The organism is Rhodoferax aquaticus (assembly GCF_006974105.1).
Taxonomy (GTDB): domain Bacteria; phylum Pseudomonadota; class Gammaproteobacteria; order Burkholderiales; family Burkholderiaceae_C; genus Allorhodoferax; species Allorhodoferax aquaticus_A.
This window is the reverse complement of record NZ_CP036282.1, coordinates 4338286-4352645: the sequence shown is the minus strand read 5'-3', so window position 1 is coordinate 4352645 and position 14360 is coordinate 4338286. Positions and strand designations below refer to the sequence as shown.

Here is a 14360-nt window from a genome sequence, read left to right as displayed (position 1 = left end):
AAGCGGCTGCTGTGATCAATTCACCCCAAGGACTGTTGCGCCAATTGCGCGAGGCGCTACCTGGCTTGTCGTCTGCTCAGCAAAAAGTGGTCGAGGTCTTGCTGGCCGATCCGGCTGCTTCGGCCGCAGCCACTGTGGAACAGTTGGCTGCGACGGCGCAAGTCTCGATGCCGACGGTGGTTCGAACCTGCCGCAGTTTTGGCCACGACACGGTGCGCGACTTCATGCTCGCCTTGGCCCAGGACCTGGCGGTGTCGGGTTCACATTTGCACCGCAGTGTGGCGGATGGAGACACAGCGCAGCAAGTGACCAGCAAAATCGTGCAGGCTGCAGTGTCATCGCTCACAGAGCTGGGGCGTCGGATAGACACCGAGGCCATTGACCGTGTCGCCGCGCATTTGGCCAACGCGCAGCGCATTGACTGCTACTCTGTGGGCGCGGCCTCTACGTTCATGGCCAACGAGCTGCAAAGCCGCTTGTTCCGATTGGGGCGGCCTGCCCATGCCATTTTTGATGCCCACCAACAGTTGGTGTCTGCCAGCACCCTAGGACCGCAGGGCGTGGCCTTTGTCATTTCGCACGTGGGCAGCATGCCTTACACCTTGGAAGCGGCCAGGTTTGCGCGTTCGCAGGGCGCCACCGTCGTGGCACTGACGCAGCCTGGAACTCCTTTGGCCGAAATTGCCAACGTGGTGTTGTCTGTGACCGTGCCACCCGATGCCGTCATGCGGGTGGGTACAGAGGCCTATTTGGCACACCTGCTGGTGATTGAAATACTCATGGTGCGTCTTGCGCAACAGCTGGGTCCGCGCGTTGCCCATGGCTTGCAGCAGTTCAAGCAACTGCTGCAGACACACGGTTTCGACAGTGCGGAGTACGCTGGGTTTACCGAAGGTAAAAAGAACACGGCGGAAGGCGCAGAGCATGTGCCCCACGTACCCGGGCGCAGCGATGCGAAAGGTGCTTGATGGCTGGGGCGACTTTGTTGGTCAATGGCCGTGTGGTGGACGGTGACAACACCCCGGCATGGGTGGGCGATGTGCTGCTTGTGGGTGACCGCATTGCCGCTATGGGGCCTGTGGGTTCCATCGATATCGCTGCTTTTGTTGCGCCTGGCGCGCAGGTGGTGCATGTGGATTGCAGCGGAAAGATTGTGGCCCCCGGCTTTATCGACGTGCATACCCATGACGACGCCGTGGTGCTGGATATGCCAGACATGTTGCCTAAAGTTTCTCAGGGCATCACGACAGTGATTACAGGCAACTGCGGGATTTCGCTGGTGCCCATGGTAAGCCTTGAACCCATGGCGCCTTTGTCCTTGCTTGGCAAAAGCCAGTTTAAGTTTCAGGGCATTGCGCCCTATGCGGAGGCCTTGCGACGCGATCCGCCGGCTGTCAATGTGGCCGCGCTGGTTGGCCACACAACACTGCGCATGTGCCATATGGCGGGCTTGGACAGACCTGCTTCTCAAGACGAAATCACTGCCATGGGCCACGACTTGGCGCTGGCAATGCAAGACGGCGCGCTGGGCTTGTCCTCAGGCGTTTTTTACAAAGAAGCCTATGCCGCTGACGCGCAAGAGCTCACGGCTTTGGCCTGTGTCGCAGCTAGGGCTGGCGGCATCTACGCCACCCATATCCGAGACGAATTGGCGGGCATTCTGCCTGCGCTGCAAGAAGCTGCGACTACTGCCAAGCAAGCGGGGTTGCCCCTGGTGTTGTCGCACCACAAATGCGCTGGGCCTGCCAATTGGGGCAGAACCCGAGAGACACTGCCGTTTATTGAGGCCTTGGCTACGCAGCAAGACCTCGCGATGGATGTCTATCCGTACACCGCCGGCTCGACCGTGCTGCGCGAAGACTTGGTCGATGGGGTGATCGACATTTTGATCACCGGCAGCCAAACCCATCCAGAAATGACAGGCCGGTATCTGGCCGAGATTGCCGCACTGTGGGGCATAGGGCAAAAAGAAGCCTGTTTGCGCCTGATGCCGGGTGGTGCATGTTATTTTCAGATGCGGGAAGACGATGTAGAGCGTGTGATTGCGCATCCCTTGTCCATGATCGGGTCCGATGGACTTCCGCACGATGAACGCCCCCACCCACGCCTATGGGGCGCGTTTCCCCGGGTACTGGGGTCCTATTGGCGCGACAAGGGCATCTTGGCTTTGGAGCAGGCGATTCACAAGATGTCGGGGTTGTCAGCCAGGCGCTTCAGGCTGGGCCAGCGCGGCACGCTCAAAGTCGGCCATTTTGCTGACGTCGTTGTGTTTGACCCCTTGTTGGTGCGCGACATGGCGACTTACGAAAACCCCAAGCAAATCAGTGCCGGTATCGAGGGAGTGTGGGTGAATGGTGTGCTGAGCTATAGCGCTCAAACACAGAGAACTCAAGCACGCGCCGGCCGGTTTGTGCGCCGCCAGTCCAGCACTCACGCATAAAAAAGCGCCTGAGTCAGGCGCTTTGTGAACGGCAGGTGGTGGCACTACTTGCCGAGCATGGCGTCTTTGAGCTTCCAGTCAGCAGGGCTTTCACCAAACCAGATAGACATGATGGCCTTGAAAAATTCGGGTTCTTTAAAGGGTTCGCCTTGCTGCTTTCCTTTGGCCGAGACGACCATACCGACATTGGGAATCCAGTCCAAGTGAATGACGTCACCCGGCTCCAATACTTTGTTGGCTGAAAAAATATCGCCCATGCGAATCATTCCGGGCACCAACTTAGACATGGCATTTTTGGGTACGTTGTCTTCAACGCCGCGGGTGAGCAGCTTGCCAAAGGGACCAGCTTCCATCTCGCGCAAAAACACCATACTTAAACGTTTCGGTCCTGGTGCGGCAATCAGCTCCTCCAAGTTGGACACCTTGGTCGTGGTGTACAACTGGCCAACGTAGACCTTAAACACCGCTTTGTAGCGGGTGCCCGCACCGTTCAGCTGCAGCTTGCTACCGCCAACCACCGCGCTGTCTTCTACTTTGACGCCGTTGATGTCCATGGTGGCGGCGGTGGCACAGACTTGCAAGGTGAGCGCTGCCAATAATCCGATGAGGGCTGTTGTGAATCGCATGGGGTGTTCCTAGGTTCCTAAATAGAACGATCGTTCTTTTATTGCGAATAATTGTGTCTGAACGATGTCAAGGGTAAATAGGGGTTTTCGCGAGGACCCACAAAACGTGCGACGTACGGCGAACGTCGGCGAAGGTTTGCTACACTGGTTGCATGTTTATTCACCGCATCAGCATTACGGGTTGTAGCGACCGGGGAGCCTGGCCCTGGCGTACCATGTCCCATATGCCTGAGCTACGGTAATTGCCAACTCGCTGCGCGAGTGACCTCGGCAACTGCACTGGCTAAGCGCTGCCAAGTGGCACGGATTTATCCGACTTATTGCGCGCACCTTCCCACTGGGTTTTGGGTCTGTTTTGAATAGACCCTTAGAAACAAGCGCTGCACCGCGTTGCAGCGCAACGGGGGCGTCACATCCGGATGGCACCCTGTGGCACGTTGGCACTAGAAAGGCACGACTGTTGTGATATCTGAACTTGAATTTCAAAGCCTGAGCGCTCAAGGCTTTAACCGTATTCCTTTGATGGCGCAGGCCTTTGCGGATCTGGAAACGCCCCTCTCGCTGTACTTGAAGTTGGCCCATAACCCGGTCGACGCTTCCACGCCAGACAGCGGTAAATACTCCTTCTTGTTGGAGTCGGTCGTCGGTGGCGAGCGCTTTGGCCGCTATAGTTTTATTGGCTTGCCAGCCAAAACTTTGCTCCGTGCCAGTGGCTTTGGTGCCAACGCCCGTACAGAGGTGGTGACCGATGGCGTGGTGGTGGAAACCTCAAGCGCAAATCCTTTGGATTTCATTGCCAGCTACCAACAACGCTTCAAAGTCGCCCTGCGGCCAGGTTTGCCCCGTTTTTGTGGCGGTTTGGCCGGCTATTTCGGCTACGACGCGGTGCGCTACATCGAGAAAAAGCTGCAAGACACCTGCCCGCCGGACGAGCTGGGTTGCCCAGACATCTTGCTATTGCAGTGCGAAGAACTCGCAGTGATTGACAACCTCTCCGGCAAGCTCTATCTCATTGTTTATATTGACCCCGCCCAGCCCGAGGCCTATGCCCGCGGCAAGCGCAGACTGCGCGAACTCAAAGAGCGCCTGGGTCAGGCGGTCAGCGTGCCTGCGGTCAAACCCACATCGAGCCATCCCGTGCAGCGTGACTTTGCCAAGGCGGACTACATCGCAGCAGTGGAGCGCGCCAAAGAGATGATTGCGGGCGGCGACTTCATGCAGGTGCAAGTCGGACAGCGGTTGAAAAAACGCTATACCGAGTCCCCCTTGAGCCTGTACCGCGCGCTGCGTTCGCTCAACCCAAGCCCTTATATGTACTACTACCACTTTGGGGACTTCCATGTGGTGGGCGCAAGCCCCGAGATATTGGTGCGCCAAGAACAGATCACCCAAGACGGGCAGGCGCAGCAAAAGGTCATTATTCGCCCGCTAGCAGGCACCCGGCCGCGCGGTGCAACCCCTGAGCTCGATAAAGCAGCTGAGCAAGAACTCGTGGGTGACCCCAAAGAGCGTGCCGAACATGTGATGTTGATTGACCTTGCGCGCAACGATATTGGGCGCATTGCGGAGGTGGGCAGCGTCAAAGTCACCGATGCATTCTGCGTGGAGCGTTACAGCCATGTCATGCACATCGTGAGCAACGTGGAAGGTACGCTGTCTTCAGGCGCCAATGGCAAGCCGCTGGGCAATATGGACGTGCTCAAAGCCACCTTTCCTGCGGGCACGCTGACGGGGGCGCCCAAAGTCCATGCGATGGAGGTGATTGACAGCTTGGAGCCCACCAAGCGTGGTATCTATGGCGGTGCGTGTGGCTACCTCAGCTATGCCGGCGACATGGATGTTGCCATTGCGATTCGCACCGGCATCATCAAGAACGAGACCCTGTATGTGCAAGCCGCGGCAGGCGTGGTTGCCGACAGCGTTCCCGAGTTGGAGTGGAAAGAAACCGAGGCCAAAGCGCGTGCCCTGTTGCGGGCCGCCGAGTTGGTGGAAGAAGGGCTGGAGTAAACCCATGCAAGAGACATTTGAAAATACCCCGGCTGAGTTCGGCGTGGCACCGCAGGCCCACGGCGGCCTGCGCATCCCTGTGACTTACTGTCACACGATGGCTGACGTGCGCCAGCACATTGACGCGTTGGACGACCGCATCGTGGCGCTCATGGCCGAACGCAGTGGCTATGTGGCGCAGGCGGCGCGCATCAAGGCGACGCCGGATTTGATTGTGGACGTACCGCGCATCGAACGCATTGTTGAGCGCGTGCGTGAAATGAGCCGTGACTTAGGCGCGCCCGAGGCTGTGGCCGAGGCCACCTACCGCGCCATGATTGCGGCATCGATTGATTTTGAGACCGGCGAGTTTGCTCGCCTCAAGCCTGGGAGTGCAGCATGAAGCTCACCATGATCGACAACTACGACAGCTTTACCTACAACATCGTTCAGTACTTTGGCGAGCTGGGCGCGCAGGTGGATGTGTTTCGCAACGATGAAATCACGGTAGCTGACTTGGCCGCGCGCTTTGCCGCAGGCGAGATGGAGCGCTTGGTGGTGTCGCCCGGGCCTTGTTCTCCGGCAGAGGCGGGCATTTCTGTTGCAGCTATTCAGCATTTCATGGGCCAGCTACCTATTTTGGGTGTGTGTTTGGGGCACCAAAGTATTGGGGCTGCGCTGGGTGGCAAGATCATTCGTGCGCAGCAGCTGATGCACGGCAAAACTTCCCAAATCACCACGACCCAAGAGGGCGTGTTCGCGGGATTGCCAAAGCAATTCACGGTGAACCGCTATCACTCCTTGGCCATAGAACGGGAGACTTGTCCGGCAGTGCTTGCTGTTACTGCTTGGACAGACGACGGCGAAATCATGGGTGTGCGCCACAAAGAGCTGCCCCATGCGGTGCGCATGGAAGGCGTGCAGTTCCACCCCGAAAGCATCTTGACGGAACACGGCCACGCCATGCTTAAGAACTTTTTGGTCTAATCGATTGCTATATTAAAGATAGCTGCAAGCGCTTATTCTATGGGCGCAAGAGGCTTAAATTGCCAATAAGTAGTTCGCGTGCAATCTACGGGTCTCATGGTTGCGATGGGGCCGAGACCTGGCAAAGCGGATCGACTGGAGCAAGTGTGCAAAGGAGTACAAATGCCGGATACCCATAGTCTGTTGTTGTTCGTGGTGGCCGGGTGGATTTTGAATCTCACGCCCGGTCCTGATGTGCTGTACGTGGTGCGCAATGCTTTGCGCTATGGTGCGCGGGCCGGTGTGGTTGCTGGCTTGGGCATCACCGGTGGCTGCTTTGTCCACGTTGCCGCAGCTGCAGTCGGTATGGGCGCTTTGTTAGCCAGCTCCGCCTGGGCGTTCAACGTGGTGAAGTGGGTGGGGGCAGCCTATCTTGTGTGGGTGGGCGTCAAACTGCTGTTGACGTCTGCAGGTGCAAGTCCATTGGCGCTGGCCGCTGAGGAGCGCGGTGTTGCAAGCGCAGCGCCAGATATGGGCCAGATTTTCACGGGTGGTTTTTGGACCAATGTCTTGAACCCCAAAGTCGTTTTGTTTTTCTTGGCCTTTGTGCCGCAATTTATTGCCCCCGAGGCGGACAACAAAACGTGGGCTTTCGTCGCCTTGGGCGTGATCTTTAACCTCAACGCCATTCCCATTAACACTGCGTGGGCCTTGGCAGCCGCTTGGCTGGCTGGACGCGTGGCCTTGGTGCAGCGTGCCATGCACTGGCTGGACCGCGTTGCCGGCCTCATGTTTGTAGGGTTTGGCGCCAAGCTGGCGCTGACCCACACCCCAACCCCATAACACTAGGAGATAGCGATGCCCATTACCCCTCAAGAAGCCTTACAGCGCACCATCGAACACCGCGAAATTTTCCACGACGAGATGCTGCACTTGATGCGGCAAATCATGTCGGGCGAAATGTCCCCGGTGATGATGGCGGCCATCATCACCGGCCTGCGCGTGAAGAAAGAAACCATTGGTGAAATCACCGCCGCCGCCCAGGTGATGCGCGAGTTTTCTACCAAGGTTGAAGTGGCTGACACCACCCATTTGGTCGACATCGTGGGCACTGGCGGTGACGGTTCGCACACCTTTAATATTTCCACGTGCTCTATGTTCGTAGCAGCGGCCGCAGGCGCCAAGGTCAGCAAGCACGGCGGACGCAGCGTGAGCAGTAAGAGTGGAAGTGCCGACGTGCTGGAAGCCTTGGGCATGAACATCAATTTGCCGCCCGCGGCAATCGCCCAGTGCATCACCGAGCAGGGCGTGGGATTCATGTTTGCCCCCAACCACCACCCCGCTATGAAAAATGTGGCACCTGTGCGCCGCGAGATGGGCGTTCGCACCATCTTCAATATCTTGGGCCCTTTGACCAATCCTGCCAGCGCCCCCAATATTCTGATGGGTGTTTTTCACCAAGATTTGGTGGGGATTCAGGTGCGTGCCTTGCAGCGTCTGGGCGCTGAGCACGCCATCGTGGTCTACGGCCGCGACGGCATGGACGAGGTGAGTCTGGGGGCGGCCACCTTGGTGGGCGAGCTCAAAGATGGCAAGATTTCTGAGTACGAAATCCACCCTGAAGACTTCGGCATGGTGATGTCAAGCAACCGCAGTTTGAAGGTGGACACGGCAGAAGACTCCAAGGCGATGTTGCTGGGTGTGTTGAACAACCAAGCTGGTCCAGCCAAAGACATTGTGTTACTCAACGCTGGCGTTGCTCTGTACGCGGCAAATGTGGCAAAAACCATGGGCGACGGCATAAAGCTTGCGCAAGCAGCTATCGAATCGGGAGCAGCACTGCGCAAGCTCGAGCAGTTGGTGGCTTTGTCCCAACAGCTTAAATCTGCCGCCTAGGGCTGTGCCTGCACAATAATCCGCAAAAGAAAGTGGTGATGCCGTTTAGTTTGGCGTCAACCCAAGTTGAAAGAATGAAATGACGGATATCTTAGAAAAAATTGTGACAGTCAAGCGGGCTGAAGTCGCCGCTGCCATGAAGCGCAAGTCGCTTGCCGTAGTGCGCGAAGATGCGGAGTCACGTGTGCTGACGCGCGACTTTGTGGGGGCAATCAAGGCCAAGTTGCAAGCCGGACGTCCCGCAGTCATTGCAGAAATCAAGAAGGCCAGTCCATCCAAAGGGGTTATCCGCCAAGACTTCATTCCGGCAGATATTGCCCAGTCCTATGCGGAGCACGGCGCTGCATGTTTGTCGGTGTTGACGGATGTGCAGTTCTTTCAGGGTAGTGTGGACTACCTGAAGCAGGCACGAGCCTCATGCCAGCTCCCGGTGCTACGCAAAGACTTCATGATCGACCCGTACCAAATCTATGAGTCCCGCGCCATGGGGGCTGACTGCATTTTGTTGATCGCAGCGTGCTTGGATGACGCTCAGATGCAGGACATGGAAGCCATCGCGCACAGGCTAGACATGGCCGTGCTGGTGGAGGTGCATGATCAGCCGGAATTGGAGCGGGCGCTTAAGCTTAAAACGCCACTCATCGGTATCAACAACCGCAATTTAAAGACCTTTGACGTTTCTTTGGATACCACTTTGAGCTTGCGCCCACTCGTGGATAGTGACCGCATTTTGGTCACCGAAAGTGGGATTCACCAACGCGAAGATGTCTTACGCATGGGCGCAGCAGGTGTTGGCGCATTTTTGGTGGGCGAAGCCTTCATGCGAGAGGCCGAGCCAGGAGAAGCCTTGGCCCGCTTGTTCGGAACCCCGTGAGCAAGTCTGCATTAGCTGAGCGGGTCCAAGTGCCGGTGCCGCAGGCATCTGCGGCCGAGTTGCTCAATAAATTTGCAGTCTACGGTCGGTTTTACGAAAAACACATAGCGCAAACGCCCGAACTCCTGCGAGATCGGCTGGAGATAGCGCCCGCTCACTGGGCGTTGGACGAGGTTATCCACCGAGAGCCAGACTTGCTGGTTGTCATGATGAATCCAGGGGCGTCACGTCCATTGGATGCCTTGTGGGATGGGGGCAGCCGCAATGGTTTCGTGTCCGCGCAGCCGGACAGAACGCAGTACCAAATCATGCGCTTGATGCTGCTGGCACAGGGCAAGGGTGTTCAGTGGCAGCACGCGCGAATTCTCAACTTAAGTGATTTGCGCACGCCCAAAAGTGCCGTGTTTATTGAGAAGCTGCAGACTTATCAAAGTGATGACAGTCACAGTTTGTTTTCTGCAGCGCGGTCCCAGGAGTGCGCGAAAGTCTTTGCTACGAAGTCGACCCCTATCCTGCATGCATGGGGGCTTTCTGCAGCGTTAACTGCATGGGCATTGCGCGCATTGCAGGCCAGCGAAGGCCATCCGCAACTGGGTATCACCCAAGACAAAGTCTTATTTCGCCACCCTTTGCCACAGCGTTTCGATCTGCAACAACAATGGCTTGTAGACATAGGGCTTCAAATCGACCAATTTACAGGCTAGAATACTAGTCGCGAACATTTTCGAATTTCGTGCCACGCAAAAGTGCAATTTGCATGGCATAATCGATGGTTCACCATTGGAGAGGTGGCCGAGTGGTTAATGGCAGCAGACTGTAAATCTGCCCTCTTACGAGTACGCTGGTTCGAATCCAGCCCTCTCCACCAGTGATGAATTAATGAAGGTTTGCGGAAGTCTAGGTGGCTACCGCAAATTTTCGAGTGGGTCGATGCGGGGTTCGTATAGTGGTAATACCTTAGCCTTCCAAGCTAAAGCGAGGAGTTCGATTCTCCTACCCCGCTCCATGGTTAATGTGAAGCTTTAGAAGCCCATTTGGCTCAGTGGTAGAGCACTCCCTTGGTAAGGGAGAGGTCGCGGGTCCGATTCCCGCAATGGGCACCAATATTTTGTGCACCCATCTAATGTTGGATGGGGCGACATTTGATTGTTTGACCTCATTAATTTCGGAGTTCGGAAATGGGAAAAGAAAAATTCACGCGTACCAAGCCCCACGTGAACGTGGGCACTATTGGTCACGTTGACCACGGTAAGACAACGCTGACAGCGGCGATCACTACCGTGTTGGCGTCAAAGTTTGGCGGACAAGCGAAGGCTTACGACCAAATCGATGCGGCACCTGAAGAAAAAGCGCGCGGTATTACCATCAATACCGCTCACGTTGAATACGAAACCGCTAACCGCCACTACGCCCACGTGGACTGCCCCGGACACGCTGACTATGTGAAGAACATGATCACTGGCGCGGCTCAAATGGACGGCGCGATCTTGGTTTGTTCCGCAGCTGACGGCCCAATGCCCCAAACACGTGAACACATCTTGTTGGCTCGCCAAGTGGGCGTTCCTTACATCATCGTGTTCTTGAACAAGTGCGACATGGTCGATGATGCTGAGTTGTTGGAACTGGTCGAGATGGAAGTTCGCGAACTGTTGTCCAAGTACGACTTCCCAGGCGACGACACACCTATCATCCACGGCTCTGCAAAATTGGCTATGGAAGGCGACAAGGGTGCGTTGGGTGAAGAAGCCATCATGAAACTGGCTGATGCCTTGGACACTTACATCCCCCTGCCAGAGCGCGCAGTGGACGGTGCATTCTTGATGCCTGTGGAAGACGTGTTCTCCATCTCCGGTCGTGGTACCGTGGTGACGGGTCGCGTTGAGCGCGGTATCGTCAAGGTCGGCGAAGAAATCGAAATCGTTGGTATCGCTGACACACAAAAGACAACCTGCACCGGCGTGGAAATGTTCCGCAAGTTGCTCGACCAAGGTCAAGCTGGTGACAACGTCGGTATCTTGTTGCGCGGCACAAAGCGTGAAGACGTTCAACGTGGTCAAGTGTTGTGCAAACCTGGCTCCATCAAGCCACATACACACTTCACAGGCGAAATCTACGTTTTGTCCAAGGACGAAGGCGGACGCCACACACCTTTCTTCAACAACTACCGCCCACAGTTCTACTTCCGCACAACGGACGTGACAGGTGCGATCGAGTTGCCAGAAGGCAAAGAAATGGTGATGCCTGGTGACAACGTCTCCATCACCGTGAAGTTGATCAACCCCATCGCGATGGAAGAAGGCTTGCGCTTCGCTATCCGTGAAGGTGGTCGTACTGTCGGCGCCGGTGTGGTTGCTAAAATCATTGCGTAATTCGCATATAGGGGTATAGCTCAATTGGCAGAGCGTCGGTCTCCAAAACCGAAGGTTGTAAGTTCGATTCTTACTGCCCCTGCCACCAGGATAGCAAGGTGGCAATGAACTCCAAGCCCGCTACTGTGTAGCGGGCTTCGGTGCCTTGAAAAAGGCAAATTTAGAAGAGATTGTTGCGGAAACGCATTTGGAAAATATGGCGACTACTCAAGTTCAAACCGTCAACTCCGGGGCTGATACCGCAAAGCTGGTGCTTGCTGCCGCACTGTTAGTTGGGTCGCTGGTAGCTTTCTATCTTTTGGGTAAGCAAGGTGTATTGCTGCAGTGGCTTGTCTTGCTATTGGGAGTTGCTGCTTCATTGATCGTTTTCTTTCTGACGGAGTCAGGGCGGCAACTTATTGCCTTTGGCAAAGACGCTTGGCGAGAGGTTCGCAAGGTCGTTTGGCCTGCACGAAAAGAAGCAATGCAAATTACCGCCTACGTGTTCGGTTTTGTCTTGATCATGGCTGTTTTCCTGTGGCTTACCGATAAGACCTTGGAGTGGCTCTTCTACGATTTGTTTCTGGGCTGGAAAAAATAATGACTGATCAATTGGAAGTTTCCTCTGACGCGCCTTTGGCAGCTTCTGCGACAAATCCAGACCTGCGCTGGTATGTGGTTCATGCTTACTCGGGAATGGAGAAGGCAGTCGAACGCAACATATTGGAAAGAATTGCACGCGAGGGAATGCAAGACAAGTTTGGGCGCGTCTTGGTTCCGATGGAAGAGGTTGTAGAAGTAAAAAACGGACAGAAAAAGACCACCGAGCGGAAATTCTTTCCAGGATACGTGTTGGTCGAAATGGTGATGAACGATGACACTTGGCATCTCATCAAAAATACGAATAAGGTCACGGGATTCGTTGGTGGGGTGAAGAATCGGCCCGCCCCGATTTCCGAGGCTGAAGTGATGAAGATTGTGAACCAAATGCAGGAAGGCACTGAGAAGCCTCGGCATAAAATAGAGTTCATGGTTGGCGAGTTTGTTCGAGTGAAAGAGGGGCCATTCACAGACTTCAATGGCTCCGTTGAAGACGTGAACTATGAGAAGAGTAAGGTTCGCGTGTCTGTCACCATTTTTGGTCGTTCAACACCAGTAGAGCTTGATTTTTCACAAATCGAAAAGACTTAGCTGGCTATTTGATTGAAAATATGCCGCATTTCCCGACTCGGTGCGGACATACTAATTTAGAGTCGTTAACCCCCGGGGAGCGAAAACTTGTTACCACAAGCTGAAGCGTTAGAACCCGTAAGGAGAAAACATGGCGAAGAAAATCGTCGGATTCATCAAGCTGCAAGTGCCTGCTGGTAAGGCGAATCCGTCCCCCCCAATTGGCCCTGCGTTGGGTCAACGTGGTCTCAATATTATGGAGTTTTGCAAGGCATTCAATGCGCAAACTCAAGGTGTTGAGCCTGGCCTGCCACTACCAGTGGTCATCACTGCATTTGCGGATAAGAGCTTTACGTTCATCATTAAGTCGCCTCCATCGACTGTATTGATCAAAAAGGCCGTGAAGATCGACAAGGGATCTTCAACGCCCCACACTGTTAAAGTTGGCAAGATTACTAGAGCTCAGCTTGAAGAAATCGCCAAGACAAAAATGAAAGACCTGACTGCAGCTGATATGGATGCAGCCGTCCGTACTATTGCCGGATCTGCGCGCTCCATGGGCGTGAATGTGGAGGGCGTGTAAATGACTAAGCTCACAAAGAAACAAAAATCCCAAGCTGGCAAAGTTGATACCAATAAGTTGTACAAATTGGGCGACGCACTTGGATTGGTAAAAGAGTTTGCCAACGCCAAATTTGACGAGTCTATCGATGTTGCTGTGCAGCTAGGGATCGACGCCAAAAAGTCAGATCAAGTTGTTCGTGGTGCGGTTGTGTTGCCAAACGGCACCGGTAAGACAAAGCGCGTTGCTGTGTTCGCCCAAGGCGCAAAGGCCGAAGAAGCGAAGGCCGCTGGTGCCGATGTTGTTGGTATGGACGATTTGGCTGCAATGGTCAAGGCCGGTGATATGCCCTTTGACGTCGTAATCGCGGCGCCTGATGCCATGCGTATTGTGGGTACATTGGGTCAAATCTTGGGCCCACGCGGCCTGATGCCTAACCCGAAGGTTGGCACGGTCACTCCGGATGTGGCTACCGCTGTTAAGAACGCAAAAGCCGGTCAAGTTCAGTTCCGTGTCGACAAAGCCGGTATCGTCCACTCGACTATTGGTCGTCGTTCATTCGAAGCAGAGAAGCTGCAAGCGAATTTGGCCGCCTTGGTCGATGCGTTGAACAAAGCAAAACCCGCCACAAGCAAAGGCGTGTACTTGAAGAAGGTTGCGGTTTCATCGACGATGGGCGTAGGCGTCCGCGTTGACTTGCAAACTATCGCAGCCTAATCGAAGATTTGAGCTACTCGCAAGAGTAGCGCAAAGTGGTGGGCTGTCCGCTCGCGAGAGTAGGCAGGTCATCCAAGACCGTTGGTGGAAGAGGTTTGGAAGCAAGCCTCTGTCCTTAATCAGAGAAAACCAACGCAGATGGCGATTCCGCTGCTCATGGAAATAACATCCAAAACAGTTGATCGCTGCAATGTGGCGTACTTAAGTGCCTTAATTGGCATGAAAGTACATTTTTAAGGAGTAGACCTTGAGTCTTAATCGCAGTGAGAAAGAAGCGGTCATCAGTGATGTGACTGGCCTCGCCGCAAAAGCTCAAACGCTCGTGATGGCGGAATACCGCGGCATTACGGTCGCTGACATGACGAAGTTGCGTACAGCAGCGCGAAGCAATGGCGTAAGTCTCAGTGTTTTGAAAAACACTTTGGCCCGTCGTTCCGTGGCTGGAAGTTCGTTTGAAGTCGTGTCCGACATGATGACCGGTCCGTTGATCTATGGCTTCTCTGAAGATGCAGTTGCTGCGGCCCGTGTGGTTGCAGACTTCGCGAAAACCAATGACAAGTTGGTTATTCGCGGTGGCGCATACGGAGGCAAAAGCCTAGACGCGAATGGCGTTAAGCAGTTGGCAAGCATTCCATCCAAGGAAGTGTTGCTTGCTCAATTGTTGGGCTTGATGCAATCCCCAATTTCCCGCACCGCTCGTGTGCTGGTAGCTGTGGCAGAGAAAAAAGGTGCTGGTGCAGTAGAAGCTCCCGCAGAGGCTGTAGCGGCTTAATTG

At 55.1% G+C, this 14360-nt stretch carries 16 protein-coding genes and 4 tRNA genes; 19 read left to right on the top strand and 1 reads right to left on the bottom strand.

Annotated features, from left to right (window positions below):
- Positions 1-11: 11 nt before the first annotated feature.
- Both EXZ61_RS20015 and EXZ61_RS20010 read left to right on the top strand, forming a co-directional pair.
- Positions 12-968 (top strand): MurR/RpiR family transcriptional regulator, encoded by a 957-nt coding sequence (locus tag EXZ61_RS20015; protein WP_142813697.1) that lies wholly within the window; start codon positions 12-14, stop codon positions 966-968.
- The gene (locus EXZ61_RS20010) at positions 968-2440 is read left to right on the top strand and encodes an N-acyl-D-amino-acid deacylase family protein (protein ID WP_142813696.1); all 1473 of its coding nucleotides are present in this window, start codon (positions 968-970) and stop codon (positions 2438-2440) included. Before EXZ61_RS20015 ends, EXZ61_RS20010 begins: the two co-directional genes overlap by 1 nt.
- 44 nt (positions 2441-2484) lie before the next feature.
- Here EXZ61_RS20010 and EXZ61_RS20005 read toward each other — a convergent pair whose 3' ends face one another.
- A complete protein-coding gene (locus EXZ61_RS20005; protein WP_142813695.1) occupies positions 2485-3066 on the bottom strand; it encodes a chalcone isomerase family protein in 582 nt (193 codons plus the stop codon).
- Between the two features lie 462 nt (positions 3067-3528).
- Between EXZ61_RS20005 and EXZ61_RS20000 the strand changes: the two genes are divergently transcribed.
- The 17 genes from EXZ61_RS20000 to rplJ all read left to right on the top strand — a co-directional run bounded on the left by EXZ61_RS20000 (position 3529) and on the right by rplJ (position 14357).
- Positions 3529-5073 (top strand): anthranilate synthase component I family protein, encoded by a 1545-nt coding sequence (locus EXZ61_RS20000; protein WP_142813694.1) that lies wholly within the window; start codon positions 3529-3531, stop codon positions 5071-5073.
- 4 nt (positions 5074-5077) lie between these two features.
- Positions 5078-5455: a chorismate mutase gene (locus EXZ61_RS19995; RefSeq protein ID WP_142813693.1), complete on the top strand. Its 378-nt coding sequence runs from the start codon at positions 5078-5080 to the stop codon at positions 5453-5455.
- Positions 5452-6039, top strand: coding sequence for an anthranilate synthase component II (locus EXZ61_RS19990; RefSeq protein WP_142813692.1), 588 nt, complete (start codon positions 5452-5454; stop codon positions 6037-6039). Before EXZ61_RS19995 ends, EXZ61_RS19990 begins: the two co-directional genes overlap by 4 nt.
- 162 nt (positions 6040-6201) lie before the next feature.
- A complete protein-coding gene (locus EXZ61_RS19985) occupies positions 6202-6861 on the top strand; it encodes a LysE family translocator (RefSeq protein ID WP_142813691.1) in 660 nt (219 codons plus the stop codon).
- A 15-nt stretch (positions 6862-6876) separates the two neighbouring features.
- A complete protein-coding gene (gene trpD, locus EXZ61_RS19980) occupies positions 6877-7914 on the top strand; it encodes an anthranilate phosphoribosyltransferase (RefSeq protein WP_142813690.1) in 1038 nt (345 codons plus the stop codon).
- Between the two features lie 79 nt (positions 7915-7993).
- Positions 7994-8788: an indole-3-glycerol phosphate synthase TrpC gene (trpC, locus tag EXZ61_RS19975; protein WP_142813689.1), complete on the top strand. Its 795-nt coding sequence runs from the start codon at positions 7994-7996 to the stop codon at positions 8786-8788.
- The gene (locus EXZ61_RS19970; RefSeq protein ID WP_142813688.1) at positions 8785-9492 is read left to right on the top strand and encodes a hypothetical protein; all 708 of its coding nucleotides are present in this window, start codon (positions 8785-8787) and stop codon (positions 9490-9492) included. Before trpC ends, EXZ61_RS19970 begins: the two co-directional genes overlap by 4 nt.
- 78 nt (positions 9493-9570) lie before the next feature.
- Positions 9571-9656: transfer RNA gene (locus EXZ61_RS19965), tRNA-Tyr, on the top strand.
- A 64-nt stretch (positions 9657-9720) separates the two neighbouring features.
- A tRNA-Gly gene (locus EXZ61_RS19960) sits at positions 9721-9794 on the top strand.
- A 22-nt stretch (positions 9795-9816) separates the two neighbouring features.
- Positions 9817-9891, top strand: a tRNA-Thr gene (locus tag EXZ61_RS19955).
- 75 nt (positions 9892-9966) lie between these two features.
- Positions 9967-11157 carry an elongation factor Tu gene (gene tuf, locus EXZ61_RS19950; RefSeq protein WP_142813687.1) on the top strand — a complete coding sequence of 397 codons (1191 nt, stop codon included), beginning with the start codon at positions 9967-9969 and terminating at the stop codon, positions 11155-11157.
- A gap of 9 nt (positions 11158-11166) precedes the next feature.
- Positions 11167-11242 (top strand) — tRNA-Trp (locus tag EXZ61_RS19945).
- 111 nt (positions 11243-11353) lie between these two features.
- Positions 11354-11737: a preprotein translocase subunit SecE gene (gene secE, locus EXZ61_RS19940; RefSeq protein ID WP_142814335.1), complete on the top strand. Its 384-nt coding sequence runs from the start codon at positions 11354-11356 to the stop codon at positions 11735-11737.
- On the top strand, positions 11737-12327 hold the full coding sequence (gene nusG, locus EXZ61_RS19935; RefSeq protein WP_142813686.1) for a transcription termination/antitermination protein NusG: 591 nt from the start codon (positions 11737-11739) through the stop codon (positions 12325-12327). Before secE ends, nusG begins: the two co-directional genes overlap by 1 nt.
- Before the next feature lie 130 nt (positions 12328-12457).
- The gene (gene rplK, locus EXZ61_RS19930) at positions 12458-12889 is read left to right on the top strand and encodes a 50S ribosomal protein L11 (RefSeq protein WP_142813685.1); all 432 of its coding nucleotides are present in this window, start codon (positions 12458-12460) and stop codon (positions 12887-12889) included.
- Positions 12890-13585, top strand: a complete 696-nt coding sequence (gene rplA / locus EXZ61_RS19925) for a 50S ribosomal protein L1 (protein WP_142813684.1) — start codon at positions 12890-12892, stop codon at positions 13583-13585. It abuts the gene before it with no gap.
- A gap of 247 nt (positions 13586-13832) precedes the next feature.
- Complete coding sequence (rplJ, locus tag EXZ61_RS19920; protein ID WP_142813683.1) at positions 13833-14357, top strand: 50S ribosomal protein L10; 525 nt, start codon at positions 13833-13835, stop codon at positions 14355-14357.
- Positions 14358-14360: the final 3 nt, after the last annotated feature.

Coding starts and splice junctions, on each gene's coding strand:
- EXZ61_RS20010 (WP_142813696.1), top strand. CDS start 968: ATGGCTGGGGCGACTTTGTTGGTCAATGGCCGTGTGGTGGACGGTGAC.
- trpC (WP_142813689.1), top strand. CDS start 7,994: ATGACGGATATCTTAGAAAAAATTGTGACAGTCAAGCGGGCTGAAGTC.
- tuf (WP_142813687.1), top strand. CDS start 9,967: ATGGGAAAAGAAAAATTCACGCGTACCAAGCCCCACGTGAACGTGGGC.
- secE (WP_142814335.1), top strand. CDS start 11,354: ATGGCGACTACTCAAGTTCAAACCGTCAACTCCGGGGCTGATACCGCA.
- EXZ61_RS19995 (WP_142813693.1), top strand. CDS start 5,078: ATGCAAGAGACATTTGAAAATACCCCGGCTGAGTTCGGCGTGGCACCG.
- rplA (WP_142813684.1), top strand. CDS start 12,890: ATGACTAAGCTCACAAAGAAACAAAAATCCCAAGCTGGCAAAGTTGAT.
- EXZ61_RS20005 (WP_142813695.1), bottom strand. CDS start 3,066: ATGCGATTCACAACAGCCCTCATCGGATTATTGGCAGCGCTCACCTTG.
- EXZ61_RS19985 (WP_142813691.1), top strand. CDS start 6,202: ATGCCGGATACCCATAGTCTGTTGTTGTTCGTGGTGGCCGGGTGGATT.
- EXZ61_RS19990 (WP_142813692.1), top strand. CDS start 5,452: ATGAAGCTCACCATGATCGACAACTACGACAGCTTTACCTACAACATC.
- nusG (WP_142813686.1), top strand. CDS start 11,737: ATGACTGATCAATTGGAAGTTTCCTCTGACGCGCCTTTGGCAGCTTCT.
- trpD (WP_142813690.1), top strand. CDS start 6,877: ATGCCCATTACCCCTCAAGAAGCCTTACAGCGCACCATCGAACACCGC.
- rplK (WP_142813685.1), top strand. CDS start 12,458: ATGGCGAAGAAAATCGTCGGATTCATCAAGCTGCAAGTGCCTGCTGGT.